Annotated in this window: 20 protein-coding genes; 11 read left to right on the top strand and 9 right to left on the bottom strand. The window is 62.2% G+C overall.

The features are described 5' to 3' along the window. Nucleotides 1-55 precede the first annotated feature (55 nt). The 5 genes from accC to gcbA form a co-directional block, all read right to left on the bottom strand. Complete coding sequence (accC, locus tag HU755_RS10940) at nucleotides 56-1,411, bottom strand: acetyl-CoA carboxylase biotin carboxylase subunit (RefSeq protein ID WP_186547487.1); 1,356 nt, start codon at nucleotides 1,409-1,411, stop codon at nucleotides 56-58. 17 nt (nucleotides 1,412-1,428) lie between these two features. Continuing rightward, nucleotides 1,429-1,890 (bottom strand): acetyl-CoA carboxylase biotin carboxyl carrier protein, encoded by a 462-nt coding sequence (accB, locus tag HU755_RS10935; protein WP_007914603.1) that lies wholly within the window; start codon nucleotides 1,888-1,890, stop codon nucleotides 1,429-1,431. Nucleotides 1,891-1,938: 48 nt separating this feature from the next. After that, entirely contained in the window at nucleotides 1,939-2,391 is a 453-nt protein-coding gene (gene aroQ / locus HU755_RS10930) for a type II 3-dehydroquinate dehydratase (protein WP_186547485.1), read from the bottom strand. A gap of 253 nt (nucleotides 2,392-2,644) precedes the next feature. Beyond that, the gene (locus tag HU755_RS10925; RefSeq protein ID WP_186632390.1) at nucleotides 2,645-4,591 is read right to left on the bottom strand and encodes a methyl-accepting chemotaxis protein; all 1,947 of its coding nucleotides are present in this window, start codon (nucleotides 4,589-4,591) and stop codon (nucleotides 2,645-2,647) included. Between the two features lie 52 nt (nucleotides 4,592-4,643). Continuing rightward, entirely contained in the window at nucleotides 4,644-6,314 is a 1,671-nt protein-coding gene (gcbA, locus tag HU755_RS10920; RefSeq protein ID WP_186547481.1) for a diguanylate cyclase GcbA, read from the bottom strand. A gap of 415 nt (nucleotides 6,315-6,729) precedes the next feature. Here gcbA and HU755_RS10915 point away from each other — a divergent pair, with 415 nt between their 5' ends. The 6 genes from HU755_RS10915 to HU755_RS10890 all read left to right on the top strand — a co-directional run bounded on the left by HU755_RS10915 (nucleotide 6,730) and on the right by HU755_RS10890 (nucleotide 13,436). Next, complete coding sequence (locus HU755_RS10915) at nucleotides 6,730-7,797, top strand: DUF2333 family protein (protein ID WP_186547478.1); 1,068 nt, start codon at nucleotides 6,730-6,732, stop codon at nucleotides 7,795-7,797. A gap of 3 nt (nucleotides 7,798-7,800) precedes the next feature. Next, nucleotides 7,801-8,358 (top strand): NUDIX domain-containing protein, encoded by a 558-nt coding sequence (locus tag HU755_RS10910; protein ID WP_186632387.1) that lies wholly within the window; start codon nucleotides 7,801-7,803, stop codon nucleotides 8,356-8,358. Between the two features lie 209 nt (nucleotides 8,359-8,567). Beyond that, entirely contained in the window at nucleotides 8,568-8,939 is a 372-nt protein-coding gene (locus tag HU755_RS10905; RefSeq protein WP_007914613.1) for a translation initiation factor Sui1, read from the top strand. A 220-nt stretch (nucleotides 8,940-9,159) separates the two neighbouring features. Continuing rightward, a complete protein-coding gene (gene speA / locus HU755_RS10900) occupies nucleotides 9,160-11,073 on the top strand; it encodes an arginine decarboxylase (RefSeq protein WP_186632384.1) in 1,914 nt (637 codons plus the stop codon). A gap of 234 nt (nucleotides 11,074-11,307) precedes the next feature. Beyond that, the gene (locus HU755_RS10895) at nucleotides 11,308-12,648 is read left to right on the top strand and encodes a type VI secretion system Vgr family protein (protein WP_186632381.1); all 1,341 of its coding nucleotides are present in this window, start codon (nucleotides 11,308-11,310) and stop codon (nucleotides 12,646-12,648) included. Continuing rightward, a complete protein-coding gene (locus tag HU755_RS10890) occupies nucleotides 12,645-13,436 on the top strand; it encodes a DUF4123 domain-containing protein (RefSeq protein ID WP_186632378.1) in 792 nt (263 codons plus the stop codon). The genes HU755_RS10895 and HU755_RS10890 overlap by 4 nt, the downstream gene beginning before the upstream one ends. A gap of 24 nt (nucleotides 13,437-13,460) precedes the next feature. Here HU755_RS10890 and HU755_RS10885 read toward each other — a convergent pair whose 3' ends face one another. Together HU755_RS10885 and HU755_RS10880 are read right to left on the bottom strand one after the other, a co-directional pair. Next, nucleotides 13,461-14,810 (bottom strand): MATE family efflux transporter, encoded by a 1,350-nt coding sequence (locus HU755_RS10885; protein WP_186620535.1) that lies wholly within the window; start codon nucleotides 14,808-14,810, stop codon nucleotides 13,461-13,463. Between the two features lie 149 nt (nucleotides 14,811-14,959). After that, nucleotides 14,960-15,253: a hypothetical protein gene (locus HU755_RS10880; RefSeq protein ID WP_186620537.1), complete on the bottom strand. Its 294-nt coding sequence runs from the start codon at nucleotides 15,251-15,253 to the stop codon at nucleotides 14,960-14,962. Nucleotides 15,254-15,494: 241 nt separating this feature from the next. Between HU755_RS10880 and HU755_RS10875 the strand changes: the two genes are divergently transcribed. From HU755_RS10875 to HU755_RS10855, 5 genes are all read left to right on the top strand, one after another. Next, on the top strand, nucleotides 15,495-15,797 hold the full coding sequence (locus HU755_RS10875; RefSeq protein ID WP_053116915.1) for a MazG-like family protein: 303 nt from the start codon (nucleotides 15,495-15,497) through the stop codon (nucleotides 15,795-15,797). Next, the gene (locus HU755_RS10870) at nucleotides 15,797-16,546 is read left to right on the top strand and encodes a methyltransferase domain-containing protein (protein ID WP_186632375.1); all 750 of its coding nucleotides are present in this window, start codon (nucleotides 15,797-15,799) and stop codon (nucleotides 16,544-16,546) included. Before HU755_RS10875 ends, HU755_RS10870 begins: the two co-directional genes overlap by 1 nt. Before the next feature lie 12 nt (nucleotides 16,547-16,558). Then, on the top strand, nucleotides 16,559-17,170 hold the full coding sequence (locus HU755_RS10865; protein ID WP_186632372.1) for a DUF4136 domain-containing protein: 612 nt from the start codon (nucleotides 16,559-16,561) through the stop codon (nucleotides 17,168-17,170). 51 nt (nucleotides 17,171-17,221) lie between these two features. Further along, nucleotides 17,222-17,779: a DUF4136 domain-containing protein gene (locus HU755_RS10860; protein WP_186632369.1), complete on the top strand. Its 558-nt coding sequence runs from the start codon at nucleotides 17,222-17,224 to the stop codon at nucleotides 17,777-17,779. 229 nt (nucleotides 17,780-18,008) lie between these two features. Further along, nucleotides 18,009-20,006: a pilus assembly protein TadG-related protein gene (locus HU755_RS10855; RefSeq protein WP_186632366.1), complete on the top strand. Its 1,998-nt coding sequence runs from the start codon at nucleotides 18,009-18,011 to the stop codon at nucleotides 20,004-20,006. On the opposite strand, the gene HU755_RS10850 is transcribed toward HU755_RS10855, so the two are convergent. Together HU755_RS10850 and HU755_RS10845 are read right to left on the bottom strand one after the other, a co-directional pair. Then, entirely contained in the window at nucleotides 19,991-22,753 is a 2,763-nt protein-coding gene (locus HU755_RS10850; RefSeq protein WP_186632363.1) for an ATP-binding protein, read from the bottom strand. The genes HU755_RS10855 and HU755_RS10850 overlap by 16 nt on opposite strands. Beyond that, nucleotides 22,750-23,196 (bottom strand): TadE/TadG family type IV pilus assembly protein, encoded by a 447-nt coding sequence (locus HU755_RS10845; protein WP_186547455.1) that lies wholly within the window; start codon nucleotides 23,194-23,196, stop codon nucleotides 22,750-22,752. Before HU755_RS10845 ends, HU755_RS10850 begins: the two co-directional genes overlap by 4 nt. Between the last annotated feature and the right edge of the window lie 44 nt (nucleotides 23,197-23,240).

The following is a 23,240-nucleotide window of genomic DNA, read 5'->3' as shown; positions in this document are numbered from 1 at the left end:
GCAGGCATAAAAAAACCCGATCCGCAGGGATCGGGCTTTTCGTGCCGCTTCAGCCTTACGACTGTTTGGCCAGCTTGTGCTCGAGGTAGTGAATGTTCACGCCCCCTTTGCAGAAGCCTTCGTCGCGAACCAGATCGCGGTGCAGCGGGATGTTGGTCTTGATCCCGTCGACCACGATTTCGTCCAGGGCGTTGCGCATGCGGGCCAGGGCTTCGTCGCGGGTCGCGCCGTAAGTGATCAGCTTGCCGATCAGCGAGTCGTAGTTCGGGGGTACGGCATAGCCGCTGTACAGGTGCGAATCGACGCGAACGCCGTTGCCGCCTGGGGCGTGGAAATGCTTGACCGTGCCCGGGCTTGGCATGAAGGTCTTCGGGTCTTCGGCGTTGATCCGGCACTCCAGCGAGTGACCGCGGATCACCACGTCATCCTGAGTGAACGACAGCTTATTGCCAGCGGCGATGCTGAGCATCTCCTTGACGATGTCGATACCGGTGACCATTTCAGACACCGGGTGTTCCACCTGAACACGGGTGTTCATTTCGATGAAGTAGAAACGACCGTTCTCGTAGAGGAACTCGAACGTACCGGCGCCGCGGTAGCCGATGTCGATGCATGCCTTGACGCAGCGAGCCAGGACTTCCTGACGCGCCTTCTCGTCGATGCCCGGTGCCGGCGCTTCTTCGAGAACTTTCTGGTGGCGGCGCTGCAACGAGCAGTCGCGGTCGCCCAGATGGATGGCGTGGCCCTGGCCGTCGGACAGCACTTGCACTTCGACGTGGCGCGGGTTGGTGAGGAATTTTTCCAGATAGACCATCGGGTTGCCGAACGCTGCACCTGCTTCGGAGCGAGTCAGTTTCGCCGAGGCGATCAGGTCTTCTTCCTTGTGCACCACACGCATGCCGCGACCACCACCGCCGCCAGCGGCTTTGATGATCACCGGGTAACCGACTTCACGGCCGATGCGCAGCGCCGTTTCTTCGTCTTCCGGCAATGGGCCGTCGGAGCCTGGAACGGTCGGTACGCCCGCTTCGATCATCGCGTGCTTGGCCGAGACCTTGTCGCCCATCAGGCGAATGGTGTCGGCTTTCGGGCCGATGAAGGCGAAGCCGGAATTCTCGACCTGTTCGGCAAAATCGGCGTTTTCCGCGAGGAAACCGTAGCCTGGGTGAATGGCGGTGGCGCCGGTCACTTCAGCAGCAGCGATGATGGCCGGGATGTGCAGGTAGGACTGAGCGGCGGACGCCGGGCCGATGCAGACGGATTCGTCTGCCAGACCCAGGTGCATCAGCTCTTTGTCGGCCTTGGAGTAAACGGCGACGGTCTTGATGCCCATCTCTTTGCAGGCACGCAGAATCCGCAGGGCGATCTCACCGCGGTTCGCGATCAGAACTTTTTCCAACTTCGCAGTCATCAAAGGCTCTCCGCAGTTCAAACGATGGTGAACAGCGGTTGGTCGTACTCAACCGGCTGGCCGTCTTCGACGAGGATGGACTCGATCACACCGCTGGTTTCAGCTTCGATGTGGTTCATCATCTTCATGGCTTCGACGATGCACAGGGTGTCGCCTTTCTTCACGGTCTGGCCGACTTCAACGAAGGACGGCGAGGTCGGCGAAGATTTGCGATAGAACGTACCGACCATCGGCGAACGGGCAACGGTGCCGTTCAACGCTGGGGCGGCAGCGGCAGCCGGGGCGGCGGCAGCGACTGGAGCGGCTGCAACCGGTGCAGCGGCCGGAGCCTGCATCGGTGCTGGCGCGTAGTACTGCTGAGCCGGGGTCTTGCTGTGACGGCTGATGCGTACGGACTCTTCGCCTTCCTTGATCTCGAGCTCGTCGATGCCGGACTCTTCCAGCAATTCGATCAGTTTCTTAACTTTACGGATATCCATGAATCATCAACTCCCAAGGGTCGGTCAGGGGCGTTTAACGCTTGTCGTTCAAGCTGTTGCCTGGTTTTCAAGCTGCTCTAGTGCGGCCTCCAGGGCCAGTCGGTAACCGCTGGCGCCAAGGCCGCAGATCACTCCTACCGCTACATCGGAGAAGTAGGAGTGATGGCGGAAAGGTTCGCGCTTGTGCACGTTGGACAAATGCACTTCGATGAATGGGATGCTCACTCCCAGCAGCGCGTCACGTAATGCGACACTTGTGTGCGTAAAAGCCGCCGGATTGATCAGAATGAAATCCACGCCTTCGCCGCGCGCGGCGTGAATGCGGTCGATCAATTCGTATTCGGCATTGCTTTGCAGATGCAGCAGATGGTGGCCGGCTTCGCGGGCGCGGCGTTCCAGATCCTGATTGATCTGCGCCAGGGTCGTCGACCCATAGGTGCCCGGTTCGCGGGTGCCGAGCAGGTTCAGGTTGGGGCCGTGCAGCACCAGTAGTGTTGCCATCTGCATTGTCCTTGTTATCAATGAGCAGTCGTCAGAACCCGGCGACTATGCCGCAAAGCCTTTATGACTGTCCAGTTCCATGCAAAAGGCCGCACGATGGGCGATGTTTGCGCGAGATATGTGACCGTGATTTCAGATCCGGTCATTCTGCGGGATCGGCGGTGTCTGGGTTGACGCCATCGCGAGCAGGCTCACTCCTACATTTGGAATGCGTATCCCCTGTAGGAGTGAGCCTGCTCGCGAAAGCGGTGTATCAGACGCGGAAGGCTTGAACAGCGGTATGCAGTTGTCCACCCAACACCAGCAAATTCTCGCCCTGTTCACGTCCCTGACCGATCCGCAGCAAGTTGTCCCCACCCAACTGATGAATGCGCTCACTGTGATCGCGAATCTCGCTGACCGCGCCACTCTGCTGCGCGGTGACCTCGGCGATGCGCACGGCGGTGTCGGCAATGGTTTGAATCGCCCCGACGATCTTGTCCAGCGCGCCGTCCGCCGCTTGCGCCTGATTGGCTGTGGCTTCGGCGTGTTCGACTTGCGCACGCATGCCTTCGACCGATTGGCGGGCGGCGGTTTGCAGCCCGGCAATCAGCGTCTGGATTTCGGCAGTCGCGCCAGCGGTGCGTTGTGCCAGCGAGCGCACCTCTTCGGCGACGACGGCGAAACCCCGGCCCATTTCGCCGGCGCGCGCCGCTTCGATCGCCGCGTTCAAGGCCAGCAGATTGGTCTGATCGGCAATCGAGCGAATCACCGTCAATACGCCACCGATGGTTGCTGACTCTTGTGCCAAGTGTTCGATCATCTGCGCGTTGCCCTGAACTTCGCCGACCAGCGCATGCAAACCGGTGAGACTCAAGCCAATCACGCGCTGGCCGTGTTCAACCGCTTGCCCGGCGTGACGGCTGGCGTCGGCGGCCTGCTGCGCATCGCCGGCAACCTGCTGGATGGTCGCCTCCAGCTCGCCGAGCGAGTCACGAATCAGCGCGGTATCGCCGGCCTGATGCTCAGCGCCGCTGTGCAGGTCGTGGCTCAGTTCGGCGAGGGTGCGGCTGCTTCCCGCCACTTGTTCGGCATTGCCGCGAATGGTCCCGACCAGGTCCACCAGATAGGCGCGCAGGCGATTGAGCGAGGCTTCGATGTCCTGCAATTCGCGATTGGTCTTGCCCAGTTGAATGTCGCGGCTGAAATCGCCATCGGCCCAGACCGACAGCGCCGGGGCGAGGTGGGTCAGGGTGCGGGCAAGGCGCCGCTGCAAGGTGTCGATCAGCAATGCGATCAGCAGAATCAGACCGATCATCACGCCTTGCATCAAGCGCACTTCGCTCTGGATCTGCCCGTGCTGCGCACGTACCACCGGTTCCAGGCCGGCGATGGCGTGCTGCACCGTGGCCAGTTTTTCGTGGGTGGCGGCGCTGAGCTCGGCGCGCTTCTGGATCTGTTCGCGGGTGCGTGCCAGTTCTGCCGGATAACGGCTCAACAAGCTGTTCAACTCGCGCTTGAGAGCGACGCCGGCGTCTTCGGCAGCGGTTTTTTCGGTGTTCTCGATGCCCATCATCGCGGCGAAATCGTCGCTGCTCGATTGATTGTCGGCAACCACGCCGAGCAAGGGCAGGGCATCAATCGCCTGAGCCTGGGCGCGCATGTTGTTCACCTCGCGCTCGACATCGGCGGCCAGTTCACTGCGCCCGCTACTGACCAGTTTGTCTCGCGCCAGCGACAGTTTGCCCAGATGCTGCGAAGCCGCAAGCAACGGTGGGAGATAGGCGGTATTGCCGTGGGCATACGCGCTGAGCTGGTCGAGGCTGGCGCTCAGTTCACGTTCGGCCTGTAGCAACAGCGCCTGCGGGTCGCCCGCCAGTTTGCCGGCGGCGAGCAAGTCGCTTTTGCTGAACGCTTGAAGGCTCGTCAGGCTCGGTCGCAGGGTGTCGGCGAGGGCTGGCGGCAGTTCGCCGAGTTCCTTCTGCACCGCTTCGATGGCCTGGGCGGCGCTGCTCAAGCGCAAGGCATCGCCACTGGCGAGGTAATCCTCGACATTGCGTGCGACCTCATTCTGCAATTGCTGCGACAACCCCAGATAGCGCTCCATCAACAGATACGGACGCTCCAGCGCTTTTTGCGACCACCACAGCGTCGCGCCGAGTGCCAGGCACACGGCGACGAGCAGCAGGGTATTGAGATTGGTGAGCAACTTCAGGCGCATGACGGCTACCAACGGCAAGAAATGGTAAGCGCCTGAATTTATTGCGGTTCTATTACAAGGTTATGACCGAATCAGTGGATTCCGATGAAAAGGTGGCACTTTGCTTTGAGTGTCGTGCGGTCTGCACCCGATTACGGCCGGCACCCTTGGCACGGTACAGCGCCTCGTCGGCCTGGCTGGCCATCATCAGGCTGTCGCAGTCATCGCTCATTTCCACCACGCCGGCGCTGAACGTGCACCACAAATCCTGCGGCTGTGCCGGGTAATGGATTTCGGCGAAGCGCTGGCGAATCTCGTCGAGCACCTTGTGCGCCGCTTCAATATCGGTGTCGGGCATGACAATGGCGAACTCTTCGCCACCGTAACGACCGATGAAATCGGTTTTGCGCAGGCGCTGCTTGAGAAACAACGCCAGGCTCTTGATCACGCGATCGCCCATCGGGTGGCCGTGACTGTCGTTGACCCGTTTGAAGTGATCGATGTCGAGCATGGCAAAGCTCAGCGGCTTGTTCTCGCGACGGGCGCGGAACGAGCAGTCTTCGAGCAATTGCAGAATATGTGTGTGGTTGTACAGGCCGGTGAGGCTGTCGCGAACCATCCGCGCCTTGAGGTTGCGCGCCCGCGCCGCGCGGTTGCGCACGGTGGTGATCAGGTGTCGCGGCTTGATCGGTTTGGTCAAAAAGTCATCGCCACCCTCGCTCATGGCGTCGAGCTGCTTGTCCAGGTCGTCTTCGGCCGACAGGTAAATGATCGGCACGCTGACATAGCGGTCGTTGTGGCGAATGACCTTGGCCAGCTCGGTGCCGGTGCAGGCCGGCATGTACATATCGAGGATGATCAGATCGGGCTGGAAATCCGCCAGTTCGGCCATCGCCTGAATCGGTTCGATCAAGGTGCGGGTGACGATCCCGGCGCTGTTGAGCAGGCGCTCGGTGTGCAGGGCCTGGGCGCGCGAGTCGTCGATGATCAGCACTTTATAAGGCTCGTACTGGGCGACGCAGGTCAGCACCTCGATTTTCTCCAACAGACTCGACGCTTCGAGGGTGCCGGTAAGGAATTCCTGGCCCCCGGCGCGCACGGCGGCGAGACGGGTCGGCGTGTCGGTTTCGTGCAGGCTGAAGAACAACAGCGGCAAGGGTTCTTCCAGACCGACCTGAGCCTCGGCCGCGAGTTTCAGGCCGACCCCGGGGCCGCTGAAGTCGACGTCCATGACAATGGCAGCGGGCAAACGCTCGACCATGGATGAACGGAACGCCGCGACACTGTCCAGCGCTTGCGCGCTCAGGCCGAAGAATTCCAGTTGTTTGGCCAGCCGTTCGGCGCGGTCGTGATCCTGCAGCATCACGTAGATCGGTTTGCGCAGCGGCGGCAAAAACGTCTGGTCGAGTTGGTCGCCGTGGCGCAGACCGGTGCGCGACAGGCGCTGCATCAAACGATTGAGATCGGTGATCAGGCCGCTGCTGAGGCGGCCGCGATTGGCGTCCACCGCTTGCAGCGACTGGCTGATGTGGTGCGCCAACTGGGTGTGTTCCGGCTGTTCGAAACGCTCGGCAAAACGCAGCAGGCGCAGATTCGCCTCGCTCAGTTCGGCGAGATCGACAGTGGACCACTCACTGCGTTGCAGGCGCTGCCATATCTCAAGAATCTGACGTGCCTGATGAATTACCCGCTGGGCAAAGTGCTGCTTGAGACGCTCACGGCTGGGGTCTTCTGGCTCGGTCATATCCTGACTACTAGTTAGGCTGCATGCTGAGATCGACTGGTGGCTCTATGCTAGCACCTCTTTTCCCTTAGACGAGTGTCGTACGTCAATAATCTGCTGCGCGGTACGATTCAGTTTCTGACCGAGCGGTTTCATTTTCGACCTTTACGTCGCGCAAAGGCCCATGAACCGGAGGCTTGCGTCGGTGATGGGCAAACCTCGCAGCGGTGTTTCGAACACGTATTTCGGATGTGTCCGGCATCCCCTCCAGGCGGCGAGCGGCGGTCCGGGTATCAGGGAAACCCCTAGTCCGGCGCGAAGCGTCATTCGTCCACACGATTTGCGGCTTATCTTTAGCGGCGGGTGCTAGGCCTTAGCACGATGTTGTATGGTTGTGGTCGAACCGTTGAACCCAAGTGATCGAAAGGATAACGCCATGCTGGACTGGAAAAACCGCGCGGGCAGCGCGCCTGAACGTGCCGCCGAGCCGAAGTCGGCCACCCGCAATTATGTGGGCGGGCTGCTGTTCAGCCGGGCGCTGGCCACGCTGGTTGGCATTTATCTGTTGGTGACCATTGCTCTGGGCTGGTACTGGAGTCAGGAGCCGGAACTGTTTCCCGTGGCGCAAAACGCCCAGGTGGCTGCCGAGAAGGAAGGCAAGCAGATGGTGGTCGGCTACACGACGGTCGAAACCCTGAAGACCGTCGCCGGCACTTTGCTGAACAAGCCGGGCGGCTATATTTCCAACGATCGTTTCCCGCCGGGCCTGTGGATGGACAACACGCCGAGCTGGGAATACGGCGTGCTGGTGCAGGTGCGTGACCTGACCCGCGCCCTGCGCAAGGATTTTGCCCGTTCGCAGTCGCAGTCGGCCGAAGACGCCGATCTGGCCAAGGCTGAACCGCGCTTCAACTTCGACAACAAGAGCTGGGTGCTGCCGTCCAGCGAGTCGGAGTATCAGGAAGGCATCAACTCCCTGAGTCGCTACCAGGCGCGCCTGTCGGATCCGAGCCAGAAAAACGCACTGTTCTATGCCCGCGCCGACAACTTGAACAACTGGCTGGGCGATGTCGGCACCCGTCTCGGCTCGCTGTCGCAGCGGCTGTCGGCCAGTGTCGGGCGGGTCAAGCTCAACACTGCGCTGAAAACCGAAGTGCCGGCCGTCGGCGAAGTGCCGCAGGTTGACGAAGAAGTCGTCGAGACCCCATGGATGCAGATCGACAACGTGTTCTACGAAGCGCGCGGTCAGGCTTGGGCACTGTCGCATCTGCTGCGTGCCATCGAGGTTGACTTCGCCGATGTGCTGGCGAAGAAGAACGCGACGGTCAGCGTGCGTCAGATCATCCGCGAACTGGAGGCTTCGCAGGAGCCGGTCTGGAGCCCGATGATTCTCAATGGCAGCGGTTTCGGCGTTCTGGCCAACCACTCGCTGGTCATGGCCAACTATATTTCCCGGGCTAACGCTGCCGTGATCGATTTGCGCCAATTGCTTAATCAGGGCTGATACGTGGACCAACAAGCCAGAGAGGCCGAGCACCGCGCCGCTTCGGATGCCGAGCAGATCGCCTGGGTCGACGAGCAGGACAACCTGCTCGGCGCTCTGGTGCGCTCCGATTTGCGTGAGCGCGGGCTGATCGGTCGCGGCACCTACATCATGCTGTTCAATTCCGCCGGTGAGCTGTGCGTCCACCGGCGCACCTTGAGCAAGGCGATTTATCCCGGTTACTGGGATGTCGCCGCGGGTGGCATGGTCCAGGCCGATGAAACTTACGCCGAGTCGGCGGCGCGGGAGCTGGAGGAAGAACTGGGCGTCAGCGGCGTCAAGCTCACCGCTCACGACCATTTCTACTTCGAAGACACCGGCAATCGCCTATGGTGTTCGGCGTTTTCCGCCGTGTGGGACGGCCCGCTGAAACTGCAACCGGAGGAAGTCCTCGAAGCGCGGTTCATTCCGGTTGAGCAGGTCATGCGGGAAATCACCGAAAAGCCTTATTGCCCGGACTCTCTGGCGGCGTTGCAGCGCTATCTCAAGGCGCAGCAAACCGGCGTCGCAAAGAACATATGAAATGGCGCCGATTGGCACTTAGCAATCGCGATTTTTGCCGTTACACTGCGCGACCTTTTCAAGCTGCACCGGATAGTTTGAGTTGGCCTGCGGATTTCCAGTCCAACGTTCTCCGATGCAGTAGCGCTGCCCCTGCCTGAGTGGGGCTTCGCGGTCGCTGACCTTGCCCAAGGTTGCGATCAGTCTTTGTCCTCCCGAGAGGATTGCCGGTGGCCAAGAAAGCCGCATCCTTCGCCGCCCTGGGCGGCCTGGTATTTTCCACCGACGCAGGTCGTCATTGCCCGGAATGCAGCAAGCCGGTGGACGCCTGTATCTGTAAACAAACCGTGATCCCGGCCGGCGACGGCATTGCCCGCGTGCGACGCGAGAGCAAGGGCCGTGGCGGCAAGACGGTGACCACCATCACCGGCGTGCCCCTGGCCGAAGATGCGCTCAAAGAGTTGGCGACAACGTTGAAGAAACGTTGCGGCACCGGCGGGGCGCTGAAGGACGGCATCATCGAAATCCAGGGCGATCACGTCGAGCTACTCTTGGCAGAGCTGATCAAGCACGGTTTCAAAGCGAAGAAGTCCGGCGGCTAGCAGCCTCTGTGAAACCCTCCGGCGGCTTGATCCGGCTTCGAGTGTTCTCGATTCCGGCGTCGTCGCCATGGTTTTCACAGAGCCTGTTCATGAACGGTTTCTAAACTCCACGCAGTCAGTGCGGTCTACCGCCGCACTGACGAACCGTCATTTTCATTCTTTAGACTGCGCCGGCCTGCACCTCAGGCGACGCACTCTGACTTCTTTATAGGGGACTTCGATGTCCGTACGACGCACACGTAAAGACGATGGCAGCCAATGGACAGTTGCGGACAGCCGCAGCGTTTACGGGATCCGCCATTGGGGGGCCGGGTATTTCGCGATCAATGAAGCCGGTCGCGTCGAAGTACGTCCGAACGGCCCGAGCAGCTCACCCATCGACCTGTTCGAGCAAGTCGACCAACTGCGCAAGAGCGGTTTGTCCCTGCCACTGCTGGTGCGTTTCCCCGACATTTTGCAAGACCGTGTCCGTCAGTTGACCGGCGCTTTCGATTCCAACATCGAACGCCTGGAATACCAGAGCAAATACACCGCGCTGTACCCGATCAAGGTCAACCAGCAAGAAGCGGTGATCGAAAACATCATCGCCACCCAAGATGTTTCCATCGGTCTGGAGGCCGGCTCCAAGCCTGAGCTGCTGGCCGTGCTGGCATTGGCGCCGAAGGGCGGCACCATCGTTTGCAACGGCTACAAGGACCGCGAGTTCATCCGTCTGGCACTGATGGGCCAGAAGCTTGGCCACAACGTCTTTATCGTGATCGAGAAAGAATCCGAAGTCGGCCTGGTAATCGAAGAAGCCGCCTCGCTGAAGGTCAAGCCGCAGGTCGGTCTGCGCGTGCGCCTGTCGTCGCTGGCCTCGTCGAAGTGGGCAGACACCGGTGGCGAGAAATCCAAATTCGGTCTGTCGGCGGCACAGCTGCTGTCGGTGGTCGAGCGCTTCCGTGGCGCCGGTCTCGATCAGGGCATTCGCCTGCTGCACTTCCACATGGGTTCGCAGATCGCCAACCTCGCTGACTACCAGCACGGTTTCAAGGAAGCGATTCGTTACTACGGCGAACTGCGCAATCTCGGCTTGCCGGTCGATCACATCGACGTCGGCGGCGGTCTGGGCGTGGACTACGACGGCACGCACTCGCGCAACGCCAGTTCGATCAACTACGACATGGACGATTACGCCGGCGTCGTGGTCGGCATGCTCAAGGAATTCTGCGACGCGCAGAGCCTGCCGCATCCGCATATCTTCTCCGAAAGCGGCCGCTCGCTGACCGCGCACCACGCCATGCTGGTGGTGCAGGTGACCGACGTCGAGAAGCATAACGACGAAATCCCGCTGATCGAAAACAAGGAAAGCCTGCCGGAAACCGTGCAGTGGCTGGTCGACCTGCTCGGCCCGACCGACATTGAAATGGTCACCGAAACCTATTGGCGCGCCACTCACTACATGAGCGACGTGGCTGCGCAGTACGCCGATGGCAAGCTGACGCTGGCGGAAAAAGCCCTGGCCGAACAATGCTACTTCGCCGTGTGCCGGCGCTTGCACAACTCGCTGAAAGCGCGTCAGCGGTCGCACCGCCAAGTGCTCGACGAACTCAACGACAAGCTGGCCGACAAGTACATCTGCAACTTCTCGGTATTCCAGAGCCTGCCGGACACCTGGGCGATCGATCAGGTGCTGCCGATCATTCCGCTGCACCGTCTCGACGAAGAGCCGCTGCGCCGCGCGGTGCTGCAAGACCTGACCTGCGACTCCGACGGCAAGATCAACCAGTACGTCGACGAGCAGAGCATCGAAACCAGCCTGCCGGTGCACGCGTTGAACGAAGGCGAAGATTACCTGCTGGGCGTGTTCCTGGTCGGCGCCTATCAGGAAATCCTCGGCGACATGCACAACCTGTTCGGTGACACCGACTCGGTGAACATCTACCAGAACGCCGACGGCAGCGTGTACCACGCAGGCATCGAGACCCACGACACCATCGAAGACATGCTGCGTTACGTGCACTTGTCGCCGGAAGAACTGATGACCCACTACCGCGACAAGTGCGCCAGTGCCCGCATCAGTGCCAGCGAGCGCACGCAATTCCTCGATGCCTTGCGTCTGGGCCTGACCCGTTCTTCCTACCTGTCCTCCTGAGGCCAAGGTAGCGTCTCCACCGGGTTGTCTGAGATTTTTCCCGATGCTGTGGAAAATTCAGATGATCCGGTGGGACATTTCCCCGTTTTCAAGCGAATTGCTTGGCTACCACAGCCAGCAAAGTCATCTGGTCTGCTTTTCGCGTAGGTCATTTCCTAAGTTGTACTTGGGCACTCTACTCGGCCATGCCTCTCGGCGAGAATCCCCGGCCGCCCCTCCTGTAGAGATCCGCCCATGTTCGATCCACTCAACGAGTCGTTTCGTCTCGATGTAGCGGGCCTGTCCGACCCTTTCGAAGTCCTGGCCTTTACCGGTAGCGAAGCCCTCAACGAACCCTTTGCGTTCGAGGTCGATGTCTTGATCGACGACCCGCAACTGGATCTCGCCGGTCTGCTTCACCGTTCGGCGTTCCTGTGTTTCGGCGCGCCTGGCGAAGGTGTGCACGGTCAATTGCAAAGCCTCGTCCAGCATGAACACGGCCAGGGCCTGCGCTTGAGCCGCATTCGTCTCGGACCGAAACTCGATTGCCTCGGCCTGCGTATCAGTCAACGAATCTTCAGTGGCCGCTCGGTGCCGCAGATCATTGAGCAGGTACTCAGGGAACACGGCATCGTCGGCGCCCAGCGGCGCTTCGAATTGCACGGCGATTACCCGCCCCGGACATTCTGCACCCAGTACCGTGAATCGGATCTGCAACTGCTCCAGCGCTTGTGTGCGCAGGCGCGGATTCACTATTACTTCGAGCATCAGAACAACAGGCATTGCCTGGTGTTCGGCGACGACCCCGCGCGGTTGCCGCTGGCCGGTGCCGCGCAGTATCAGGACGAGCATGAGCGCCCGAGTGATTCTGCCGGCATCAGCCAATGGCAGTTGAGCGAGGATTCCCAAGCCGGACTGCACGGTGTGCGGGTCGAGGGTTGCAGTGATCTTGCGCAGTTGCGCAGCGGTCACTGGCTGAGTCTGAGCGGGCATCCGTTTGCGGCATGCAATCGCCAATGGTTGATGACCCGGATCGAACACCGTGGCGAGCAATCCCTCGCGTCGCCTTACAGCAACCGCCTGTTCGGGGCGTCGCAGGTGCCGACGTGCGCCGTGGCCACCGCACCGTCGACGCTGCGCATGCACAGCCTGCAACGGGCCTGGGTGGTGTCAGTCGACGAGCCTCAGCCCGATCGTTGCCGGCCAGTGGCGGTGCAGTTCGACTGGCTGTATCAGGGCGAGGGTGCGGCGCCGAGTCATTGCTGGCTGCCGCTGGCCCCGGCCCTGGAGGAAGGGCCGCCGCTGGCGCTGGCCGACGGTGTTGAAGTGGTGGTCAGCTTTCTTGAGGGCGATCCCGATCAGCCGATGATCAGTGGCATCCTTCAGCCGGCGCTCGGCAGTCCGGGGATTACCGACGATCCGCCGTTGCCGCTGCCGGAGCGTCTGGTGGTGGATGGCCTGCATCCACTGCTGGCGTCTGGCGAGCCACTGTTGCTGCTGTGTCTGATCCCCGGGGGTGGCAGTTTTCGCCATTGCGCCGAGTCGGTGTGCAGTTGTCGGCTGCTCACCGCGCTTGACCAGAGCGGCGCAAGATGAGCGGCGCGACGCTGCAACCGCTGGCGCAATGGCTGCTGCTCGATGGCCCGGACGCCCCTCAGGCCTTGCGCACATTGCGCGCCGGGTTTACCGATGTACCGCACTGGCGGCTGTTCGACGGCACCGAATTTCAACCGCTCAGCGAGCATGGCCCGGTATTAGTCGACCTGCGTGAAAGCCCGGCACTGACGGCGTTGTGTCTGCGCGACCCGAACACCTGGCGGGGCCTGTTGCTGATCAGTGAGGTGGCCGCTCAGCCACTGCTGCAGCATCTGCAGCGCATGCTCACGGTCTCGTTCGGCCTGAATCATCGGGCCTTGCTCAGCTATTACAATCGCCAGACCGCGAGCTATTTTTTCGACGCCTGCGATGCCGTGGAGCTGAGCCGCTGGCTCGGGCCGATCCGCCAGTTACGCTGGTTCGGCGGCACCTGGGCCGACCGTGCCATCGGCAGTCAGGGCTGGCAACAGCTGTGCAATCCGCGTTTGGCCGTCGAGCCGCTGGGGATCGAGCAAAGCCTTACCCGCCGTCAGCGTGAGCGTCTGCAAACCTGCTTGCTGGAACAGCACATCTGGCGCTGGTGCCAGGCGCTGGAGACCGATTACGCGGCGATCCGCGCCCATGCGCAGCAAGGCCTGGCGCTGGGCTTCAGCGATCGCGCCATACTCGACGGCTGGCTGTGGCTGCGCCTGCTCCATCCGCGTGCCGTGCTGGTGCCACCGCCACCAGGGTTGACTCAGCAGGAGCGGCTGGACCATGTGCGGCGCCAGTGGGGGGCGATGGGCTGAGTCCGGCGCGGGTTCGCCCGTGCGTCAGTGAGCCTTGGCGCTGAACCAGCCGTCGCTGCGCTTGAGCCACCAGGCTTGTGCGCCGAGGGTCAGGCTGCGCAGGACCATGAACAGCAGAAACGAGATCCACAGACCGTGATTGCCCAGACCCTGTAGCGCCCAGGCGAAGGGCACTAGCAGGATCACCGTCAGCACCATGCCGTTGCGCATTTCCCGGGCGCGCGTGGCGCCGATGAACAGGCCGTCGAGCAGGTAGCTCCAGACCGCAATCAATGGCAGCACGGCCAGGTAGGGCAAGTAGATGAAGGCGGTGTCACGCACGCTCTGGATGTCGGTCTGCATTTCAATGAACAGGTGACCTGTGCAGAGAAACAGCAGGGCGAAACCGAGGCTGGCAATCAGCGACCAGCCGCCCGCGACAACCAGCGAACGGCGCAGGGCGAGGCGATTGCGGGCACCGATGGCATGCCCGCACAGCGCTTCGACGGCGTGGGCCAGGCCGTCGAGGGCGTGGGCCGTGAGCAGCAGACCATTAAGCAGCAACGCGTTGGCGGCCACCGTTGCGTCCCCCAGCCGTGCGCCTTGTACGGTGATCAGAAAGAACACCGATTGCAGGGCGAGGCTGCGGATGAAAATGTCCCGGTTCACCGCCAACAGCGGCCGCCAGCTCTGCCAACGCTTCAGCGCCGCCCAGACGATTTGCCCCGGATAGGCGCGCAAGGCTGTGCGAGTCAGCAGCAGGCCGAGCAGGGCGCCGCTCCACTCGGCGATCACCGAGGCGCGAGCGGAGCCGACCACGCCCCAGTCCAGGCCGATGACAAACCACAGATTGAGCGCAATGTTGATCAGGTTGGTGGTCAGCAGAATCGCCAGCGGCGCCCGCGCATTCTGCGTGCCGAGAAACCAGCCGACCAGCGCATAAGTCGCCAGCGCCGCCGGCAGGCCGAACAGGCGTGTATGAAAAAATTCCCGAGTGAGCTGATCCAGCGCCGCCGACGGTTGCATGAAATGCAGCGCGACGCCGCTAAGCGGCACGCCCAGACTGCCCAGCACGATGGCAAGTCCCACCGCCAGCAACAGGCCCTGCAACAGAATCTGCCGCAACGCCGCACCATCGCTGCGTCCGGCGGCTTGTGCGGCAAACCCGGTGGTGCCCATGCGCAGAAACCCCATGGCCCAGGCCAGCAAGGTGTACAGGCTGGCGCCGACCGCCACCGCACCCAATTGATGGGCGTGGGGCAAGTGACCGATGACGGTGCTGTCGACCAGCGCCACCAGTGGCACGGAAATATTGGAAAGAATCATCGGCGCGGCCAGCGCCCAGACCTTGCGGTGAGTCGGGCGGTCGCGCCAGTCGGCAATCAGAGTGGACATGCAGGCTCCTTGGAGGAGCGGCGATTGTAACGATTCATGCCATTCAATGTGGGAGCGAGCCTGCTCGCGAAAGCGCTGTGTCAGTCAAATCAGCTCTGGATGATCCATCGCCTTCGCGAGCAGGCTCGCTCCCACAGGGGACGGTGGTGTCAGTGGATGATCCAGCTCAACAACCACAACCCCAGCAGCAGCCAGATGATCCCGGCAATGATCGACGCATTCATGAACGCGCGAATCGCCGACCACAACAGCATCAGCCCGACGATCAGCGCAAGAATGCTGATGATCGACGTGTCCATCCCCAGTGTTTGTGCCAGGCCATCGACAAAGTTGCTGCCGGCATTGCTGAGCATATTGAACAAGCCGCTGAGACCGTCGACGATAAACCGGATCACCGAGCCGAGCGCCTGGCCGAGCCATTCGAAAAAGCTTTCTACACGCATGTGTGCATCCTGATGAAAGAGCTGAGCCTTGGGCCACACCGAGGGCGGCCGAGTTCCCTGCATGATAGAAGGTTTGCACAGGGTGTGTGTGGGAGCGAGCCTGCTCGCGAAAGCGCCGTGTCAGTCCAATCAAGTCTGGATGAGCGGCCTTCGCGAGCAGGCTCGCTCCCACAATAGTTCACCGGCAACCCTTGCCTTCGGTGGGTATCCCCCCGAAGCTATACGCCTTCAGGAGAGCCCGATGAACCTTGTTGAACTGACCGAACGCCTGCACGCCATTCGCGACCGCAATGACTGGCGGCAATTTCACAGCCCGAAAAACCTCGCCATGGCGGCCAGCGTCGAAATGTCCGAGCTGGTGGAAATCTTCCAGTGGCTGAGCGAAGACCAGTCGCGCCAGTTGCCCGCTGACAAACTGGCTCACGCCGGGCAGGAAGTCGGCGATATCGTCCTGTATCTGTTGCTGCTGTGCAGCGAGTTGGGCCTGGACATGAACGAGGTGGTGCGCGCCAAGCTCGCCGACAGCGAACGGCGGTTCAGCTGATGGGCGACCGGCATTTCGATCAGTTGGCGACGCGGTTCGCCGAAAAAATCTACGGCGGTGCCAAAGGCGCGATCCGCCTCGCGGTGTTGCAGGCCGACCTCGCCGAAGCGCTGCCGGATCGCCCGTTGCGTGTGCTCGACATCGGCGGTGGCCTGGGGCACATGTCGCTGTGGCTGGCGGAACGCGGTCACGACATCACCTTCACCGAGCCGGCCGCGCCAATGCTCGAAGGCGCGCGCCAGCGGTTCGCCGAGGCCGGGCACAGCGCGACATTCATTCAGGCGCCATGGCAGGAGCTGCCAGGGCAACTCACTGAACGTTACGATCTGGTGATCTGTCACGCCGTGCTCGAGTGGCTGGCCGAACCCCATGCGATCCTGCCGGTGTTGCATCAACTGACCCGGCCCGGCGGCTGGTTGTCGCTGGCGTTCTACAACCGCGACGCGCTGATTTACCGCAATCTGCTCAAGGGCCATTTCAAGAAAATGCGCAGCAACGTCATGGCCGGTGAAAAACAGAGCCTGACCCCGCAGCAGCCACTCGACCCGCGGGAGCTGGCAACGCAACTCGACGGTTTGTGGCAGGTCGAAAGCCAGAGCGGGGTGCGGGTTTTTCACGATTACATGCCGGTGGAATTCCAGGGCCGCGCGCCATTGGCGGATTTGCTCGAAATGGAACTCGCGCACCGCCGTCACCCAAGCTTCGCCGGGCTTGGGCGCTACCTGCACTGGATCTGCCGGCCGATCTGACGGGGGCCTCACATGAACGCTCGATCCGGGTTATTGCTGATGTGTCTGGGGTTGGCCGCCTGCCAGGGCAGCAACCCCTACGTGGCGCAGTCGCGGCCCCTGCCGCCCGCGCCCGCGCAAGCGGCCAGCACGTTTGACCGCAGCGCTTACCCGGCGCCACCTCGCGATTACGCACGCTATCGCAGTTGGACGTGGCTCAACGGGCAACTGCCGCCGGGCAGCGCATGGGCCGATTCGGCGCAGGTGGCCGAAGCGGTGAGCAATGCCCTCGACCAGCGCGGCTTGCGTCCGCTGCACGACCAGCGCCCGGCCGATCTTTGGGTCAGCGCAAACCTGCATCTGGAAACCCGTTTACGCCAGGTGCGCGACGATTATGGCTACTACGGTGGCTACGGCGGCTATGATCGATATGGACGCGGTTATGGCATGTACAACACTGTGCCGATCGTGCGCACCTACCAGGAGCAAGTCGTCGTGGTGCGGGTTGAGCTGTTTGACGCGGGCACCGGTCAACCGGTCTGGAGTGCCAGCGCCGAAACCGGCGCTCAAGGCAATCAGATCGAGCTCAGCGACTCGATCCGCGACGCTGTGGAAAAGGCCCTGTCGGCGTATCCTCCCGCTTAGTGGCTGCTTGAAAGCGCTCGCGGGTTCATGTCTTCAACTGGAGAAAAGCCCATGTTCCGTCGTCTCGCTTTACTGGTCATGGTCGCGCTGCTCACTGCGTGCGCGTCCAACCAGGTTAATCATGATTTCGACGCCAGCCGCGACTTTGCCGCGTATCGCAACTGGAGCTGGAAAGAACCTGCCCTGCAATATCGCCCCGATGACCCGCGCATCAAGAGCGACCTGACCGAGCAACGCATCCGCCAGGCAGTGGCCGACCAACTCGATCAGCGCGGTTTGCGCCCGGCCAATGCCGGCACCAGGGCTGACTTGAATGTGCAGGCTTATCTGATCGTCGAGGATCGCCAGCAGCAAGTGACGACCAATTACGGCGGCGGTTGGGGCGGCCCGTGGAACGGCTACTGGGGCGCGCCGATGTACAACGAGACGCGCAACATCACTTACAAGGTCGCGACCGTGCAGATCGACCTGCTGGACGGCAAGGACGGCAAACTGGTCTGGCGCGGCAGCGATGAGCAAATGCTCGCCAGCCGGCCGAACCCGGAAGATCGCAGCAGCGCCATCCGCGAAACGGTGGCGCGGATTCTGGCGAACTATCCACCGCGCTGAGCCCCCTTCTCTAGCCAGACACAAATCCCTTGTAGGAGTGAGCCTGCTCGCGATAACGGTGTATCAGCCAGGTAATATGTGCCTGACACACCGCTATCGCGAGCAGGCTCACTCCTACAGGGGTATGTGACTGGCATTGCGCGACGCCAGCACGCTCGCTCCAGCGCGTCTACACTCAAGCCCACCAATGGAGGCAGCGCTCGGCATCGCGCCGGCAAAGGAGTGCGCCATGTTGCCTGGTTCGCAACTCAACGGCCCGACCCGGCAACGCGGCGCGATCGGCTTGATGGCGGCCGCCACGCTCAGTCTGGCGCTGGTGCTGATGCTGCTGGTGGTCGACACAGGCCGCCTGTACATGGAGCAGCGCAAATTGCAGCGCGTGGTGGACAACGCCGCGCTCGAAGCCATCAGTCGCGGCGGCAATTGTCTGCCGGGGCTGACAGCGGCGACTTACGCCGGGCAAAGCGCGCTGCGTAACGGCTACATCGTCAATGCCGGCAACACCCTCGCCACCACCTGCGGCATGCTGGTGACCGCCGCCAGCGGTTTACGCACGTTTACCCTGGACGCCACTCAGTCGGGCGCGGTCAGAGTCGCCGCCAGCCGCACACTGACCAGCAGTTTCGCCGGTGGTGTGCAGGCGCTGTTCAGTGCCGCGCCGGTCAGCCTCAACACCACCCTCAATGCCTCGGCAGTTGCCGCCAAACCCCAGCCGACCATCGCCCAGTTGAATATTCGCAGCACTCTGGCGAGCGTCGATACCGCCCGCTCGAACATTCTCAATCCGCTGTTTTCCGGGCTGCTCGGCGGCAACGTCAACCTGACGGCGCTGGGCTGGGAGGGCCTGCTCAACACCGACATCAACCTGCTCAAATACCTCGATCAACTGGCGATCAACCTTAACGTCGCAGCAGGGGATTACACACAGTTGCTCAATACCCAGGCCACCGTGACCCAATTACTCCAGGCCGCCGCGACGGTGGTGCAACTCGATGGCGCGACGGCCCAGGTGATCACTGCGCTGGGTCAGTTACAGGTGGCGGCGGCCAACGCCGCGCCGGTCAGGCTGGGTGAAATTCTGCAACTGCAGACCGGCACCACGGCGGCGGGGCTGGATGCGAATCTGCAGTTGTTGCAACTGGTGCAAGGCGTGGTGCAACTGGCCAACAGCAAAAGTGCGGTGGCGGCGACCTTGCCGGTCAACGTGCTCGGTCTGGCGGGTGTCACGGTACGGGTGAAGGTCATCGAGCCGCCGCAGTTTTCCGCCATCGGCGACCCGGCCCGGGCCAAGGCCGACCCGCTGGGGCCGGACCGGATTTATGTGCGCACGGCGCAGGTTCGTACGATGCTGTCGGTGAACTTGCCGGTGTTGTCCGGCGTGACGGGGCTGAGCGACGCAGTGCTGGGACTGGTCGGCACACTGACGCCGACGCTGAATGCTTTGCTGAGCCTGAATCTGGTGGCTACGCTCAACTCACTCGGTTGCCTGCTGGGCGCCGGTTGCGAACAGCTCGACCCGAAGCTGCTGCCGTCACCGCAAATCGACATCGCACTGGATGCCGGCGGCGCTGAGAGTTATGTCACCGACTTCCGCTGCCCGACGGGCAACACCGGCAGCAAAAGCCTGACCGCGCACACCGTTACCTCGGTTGCTGACCTCATGCTTGGCAAGATCGACCCGACCCTTGCGTTTTCTTCGGTAGCCAAGCCTACGGTTGCACCGTTGCCGCTGGTTGACCTGGGTATCGTGACCTGCCACAAAATTCTCGGCATCGGCAGTTGCAATCCCGCCACGCATGTTCAATTCGGCGCAGGCGGCATCGCCCTCAAGCTCGACACCAGCGTGGCGGAAAATACCCAGAATCTGATTTTTTCCAGCAACACACCGTTCGCCACGCCCGCCAACCTCAAACTGCCGCCGAGCATCCAGTCCGCGGCGCCGACCAGCAATATCGTCAACAGCCTGTCGAACACCCTGGCGGGGATCAATCTGATCGTCTACAAACCGGTAGGCAGCAACCCGCTGGGCGCCGTCATCACGGGTGTGGCCTCGTTGATCGGCGATGTCAGCACCCGCTTGTTACCTGTCGTCACCGGGCTGATCAGCCCCTTGCTCGACCCGTTGTTGAACAACCTGCTCAGCGGTATGGGCATCAACCTGATGGACGTCGACGTCGGCGCCAACATGACTTGCGGCCAGACCGGTAAGGCTTATCTGGTGATTTGAGCGTCTGTTGCCAAAGGCAATTCTATGCAAAACCGTGCGCCCTCCACCGAGTTACACACGCTCAGGTGTCCGCCCATATTGGCGATGATGCCGTAACTCACCGACAGCCCCAGGCCCGTGCCGACACCGATCGGTTTGGTGGTGAAAAACGGCTCGAAAATCCGTTCGAGCAACCGCGGATCGATGCCGCCGCCATTGTCCTCGACCCACAGCCGCACGTTCTCCTCGTCGCGTTCGGCATAGATCGAAATCCATGGCTTGAACGCGGAATCGTTCACGCGCCTGGCCAGCAGGGCGTCGCGAGCGTTGACCATGAGGTTGATCAACACTTGCTCAAGCTGATCGACGTAACCGCACACCCGAGCCTCGAAGCCGGTCGCGCTGATGCGCAGCTCCACGCCTTTGCCGCGCATGCCTTCGGCCAGCAACGACAGCGTGCCCTCGATGGCCGAAGCGGGGTTGAACAGCTGTTGCTCGATTTCCGAACGTCGGCCGAACACCCGCATGTGATCCACCACCTTGGCGGCGCGCTGCACCTGGGAGTCGATGCGGTTGAGTTTGTCGATCAGGTAATCGAGTTGCACCTCGCCGTTGTTCAGGCGCTTGAGCACGTTGACGATGGCCATGCGCATCACGTTCAACGGCTGATTGATTTCATGGGCAAGGCCGGTGGCCATTTCGCCGAGCGTGGCCATCTTCGCGCTTTGCGTGAGTTGCTGCTGCGAGCGGCGTACCTCGGTGTTGTCGCGCCCCACGGCCTGGATTTCAAGCAACTGCCCGCTTTCATCGAACACACCGCGATCCGACCAGACCCACCAGGCGTGCTCACGGCCAGGCAATTGCAGGCTGATCTCGGCGGTGCTCACCGGCTGTTGCGGGGTCAGCAAGGCCAGGCGCTGAACGAATGCGCTGCGTTGTTCGTCGGACATCCAGCCGCCCAGGTCGATGCCCGGCACCTGTTCCGGCGTGCATTCCAGATAGGTCGCCAGCGGCCGGTTGGCAAAGGTCAGCGTCAGGTCCGGGCGGTAGCGGCAGATCATCGCGGGCGAGTCTTCGACGAGAATCCGGTAGCGTTCTTCGCTCAGCCGAACCTGCTCGGCGGCCAGGGTGGCGTCGGTAACGTCGAGCCACAGACCGACCGCTTCGACCGGCAGGCCGAGATCGTTGCGCAACAGCCTGGCCTCATCGAGCAACCAGTGATAATCGCCACGGCGGTCACGCAGCCGGTAACGCGTGCGCACCGAGCCTTCGCGCAGCAACTGGCGGCTGCGCTCGAAATACACCTCGCGGTCTTCGGGGTGCACGCGCTCGATCAGGCCGGCCGCCCTGCACTCTTCCAGCGTCCAGCCGAGCAGGGGTTGCAGGCTGGCGCTGAAAAACGCCGGGTGCAGGGCGCCTTCCTCATAGCGCTGGACATAAATCACCGCCGGCGAACTGGCGATCAGGTTGTCCAGCCGAGCGTGGGCGGCAGCGGCCAGTTGTTGCTGGTTCTGGATGTCGCTGATGTCGAGCATGAAGCCCACCAGACGCCGATGCTCACCGGTGCCGCTGACTTGGCCCTGAATGCGGTACCAGGCAGGTGGTTGTCCTGCATCGGTGTGGTGCAGACGAACACACAAGGTCAGCGCTTCTCCTTGCCGTTGCAGGGCGTGCAAGCGGCTGCGCAACTCATCGCGATCGGCGGGATGGATCTGCTTGAGCCAGTCTTCGACGGGCAATCTGGCGTCGTTGAGGTGCAGCGTGGCGGCCAGCGATGGCGCCAAAGCAATCCCGCTGGCGTCGCTGATTTCCCACCAGCCGGTACCGAGCAGGGTTTGCAGGGATTCGAGACGCTCCATCGACTGCTGATGCTGCTGCTCGCGCAAGCGGCTGAGCAGCGGGCCGGCCAGTGCACCGGCCAATGACAGCCAGTCCCGGTCCGTCAGCGAGGGGGCGGCTTGATCGACGGCGTAAACACCGCAGAGCAGCCACGCCACCACCCCTTGGTCATTGCTGTATGGCACGGCAAAACCGTTGGCGCTGGCGAAGATCGCCTGCACGCGAGTGTGCTCCTGCAAACCATGATGAGCGCCGAAACGCTGCGGCGCGGTGCCGTTCAGACTGTCCAGCGCCGTGCCCAGGCGTTGACCGTCCTGCCATAGTTGCGGAGCATCGTGGCGGTGAAACGCTTGGTGTATCTGCCAGCCCTGGCCCTGCTCATCGAGCAAGGCCACGGCCAGGCAGGGGATGTGCCAGTGTTGCGCGATGGCTTGCAGTTGTTCGCCAAGCACCGCCGGCAAGCGTGTCAGGCTGCACGTGCGCAGGCGCTCGCTGACCTGTGCGGCGAGGGCCTGGCAGGCCTCGCGATGGCGCGACTGTTGGCGTTCGCGCAGCAGGTCGGCGATGTCAATCAATTGCAATAGCCAGCCTTCGCCCAGTGGCTGTACCCAACCGCGCAGGTGCAGGGGCTGCTCGCCGTGGCTGGAAAAATCGAGGTCGAGCACTTGGCTTTGCCAGTCCCGGGGCTGTCCCTCAACGGCCAGCGTGCTGTGCGCCAGCAGATACGCACTCAACGGCAGCGGCTGGCCGTGGGGTGGGTGCTGCGCCAGCAAGTGGCGCAGCGGTCCGGCCATTTGCAGGACGCCACCCGCGCCGTCCAGATACAGGTGCAAACCGGTGCTCGGCGCGCCGAGCGGATCAGGCAACTCGTGGGCGGCGGTCGGTGCGCGCTTGAGCAGGCGCCCGAAAAGATTGTCTCCGGAGGTCAAAATTGCAGGCTCGATGCGGCAGTCAGGTGACTGGGCAGGTTGGGCACGGTGCCGATCCCCGGCAGCACCAGAAAGGGCATGACCTGATTGAGTTTGCTGACCGGGTAATTCACCGTGACCGTCAAGGTGCCGGTGGCGGCGTCATAGACCGCGCTGGTGTCGACCCCGATCACCAGATTCAGCGCCGTTGGCAGCCATTGCAATCGCTGGGTCAGGGCGGCATTGGCGGTATTGACCACGACCGTCGAGTAGTTGGGTGTCGTCGGATCCACCGCGACGCTGCGGCGCACCGCTTCAGCGGTGGCCTCGTTGAACGATTGCATCATTACAAAAGGCAGGCTGTAGCTGACCAGACCGTAAAACACGGCGAAAAAAATGATGAACACCAAAGCGAATTCAATCGCCACCGCACCTTTTTGCGACTTCCGAAAGCCGGTTCTCATCCGTGCGTCTACCCTGACAGTCACTGCGTAGTCTGAGCATAGAA

Origin of the sequence: Pseudomonas sp. SWRI111 (assembly GCF_014268555.1) — a bacterium.
GTDB lineage: Bacteria > Pseudomonadota > Gammaproteobacteria > Pseudomonadales > Pseudomonadaceae > Aquipseudomonas > Aquipseudomonas hamedanensis.
The sequence above is the reverse complement of the archived record's forward strand: the minus strand, read 5'-3'. Positions and strand labels throughout refer to the sequence as shown.

Coding starts and splice junctions, on each gene's coding strand:
- HU755_RS10925 (WP_186632390.1), bottom strand. CDS start 4,591: ATGCGCCTGAAGTTGCTCACCAATCTCAATACCCTGCTGCTCGTCGCC.
- HU755_RS10860 (WP_186632369.1), top strand. CDS start 17,222: ATGTTCCGTCGTCTCGCTTTACTGGTCATGGTCGCGCTGCTCACTGCG.
- speA (WP_186632384.1), top strand. CDS start 9,160: ATGTCCGTACGACGCACACGTAAAGACGATGGCAGCCAATGGACAGTT.
- HU755_RS10890 (WP_186632378.1), top strand. CDS start 12,645: ATGAGCGGCGCGACGCTGCAACCGCTGGCGCAATGGCTGCTGCTCGAT.
- HU755_RS10895 (WP_186632381.1), top strand. CDS start 11,308: ATGTTCGATCCACTCAACGAGTCGTTTCGTCTCGATGTAGCGGGCCTG.
- HU755_RS10915 (WP_186547478.1), top strand. CDS start 6,730: ATGCTGGACTGGAAAAACCGCGCGGGCAGCGCGCCTGAACGTGCCGCC.
- HU755_RS10880 (WP_186620537.1), bottom strand. CDS start 15,253: ATGCGTGTAGAAAGCTTTTTCGAATGGCTCGGCCAGGCGCTCGGCTCG.
- HU755_RS10855 (WP_186632366.1), top strand. CDS start 18,009: ATGTTGCCTGGTTCGCAACTCAACGGCCCGACCCGGCAACGCGGCGCG.
- HU755_RS10885 (WP_186620535.1), bottom strand. CDS start 14,810: ATGTCCACTCTGATTGCCGACTGGCGCGACCGCCCGACTCACCGCAAG.
- gcbA (WP_186547481.1), bottom strand. CDS start 6,314: ATGACCGAGCCAGAAGACCCCAGCCGTGAGCGTCTCAAGCAGCACTTT.
- HU755_RS10845 (WP_186547455.1), bottom strand. CDS start 23,196: ATGAGAACCGGCTTTCGGAAGTCGCAAAAAGGTGCGGTGGCGATTGAA.
- HU755_RS10870 (WP_186632375.1), top strand. CDS start 15,797: ATGGGCGACCGGCATTTCGATCAGTTGGCGACGCGGTTCGCCGAAAAA.
- HU755_RS10865 (WP_186632372.1), top strand. CDS start 16,559: ATGAACGCTCGATCCGGGTTATTGCTGATGTGTCTGGGGTTGGCCGCC.
- accC (WP_186547487.1), bottom strand. CDS start 1,411: ATGACTGCGAAGTTGGAAAAAGTTCTGATCGCGAACCGCGGTGAGATC.
- HU755_RS10875 (WP_053116915.1), top strand. CDS start 15,495: ATGAACCTTGTTGAACTGACCGAACGCCTGCACGCCATTCGCGACCGC.
- aroQ (WP_186547485.1), bottom strand. CDS start 2,391: ATGGCAACACTACTGGTGCTGCACGGCCCCAACCTGAACCTGCTCGGC.
- accB (WP_007914603.1), bottom strand. CDS start 1,890: ATGGATATCCGTAAAGTTAAGAAACTGATCGAATTGCTGGAAGAGTCC.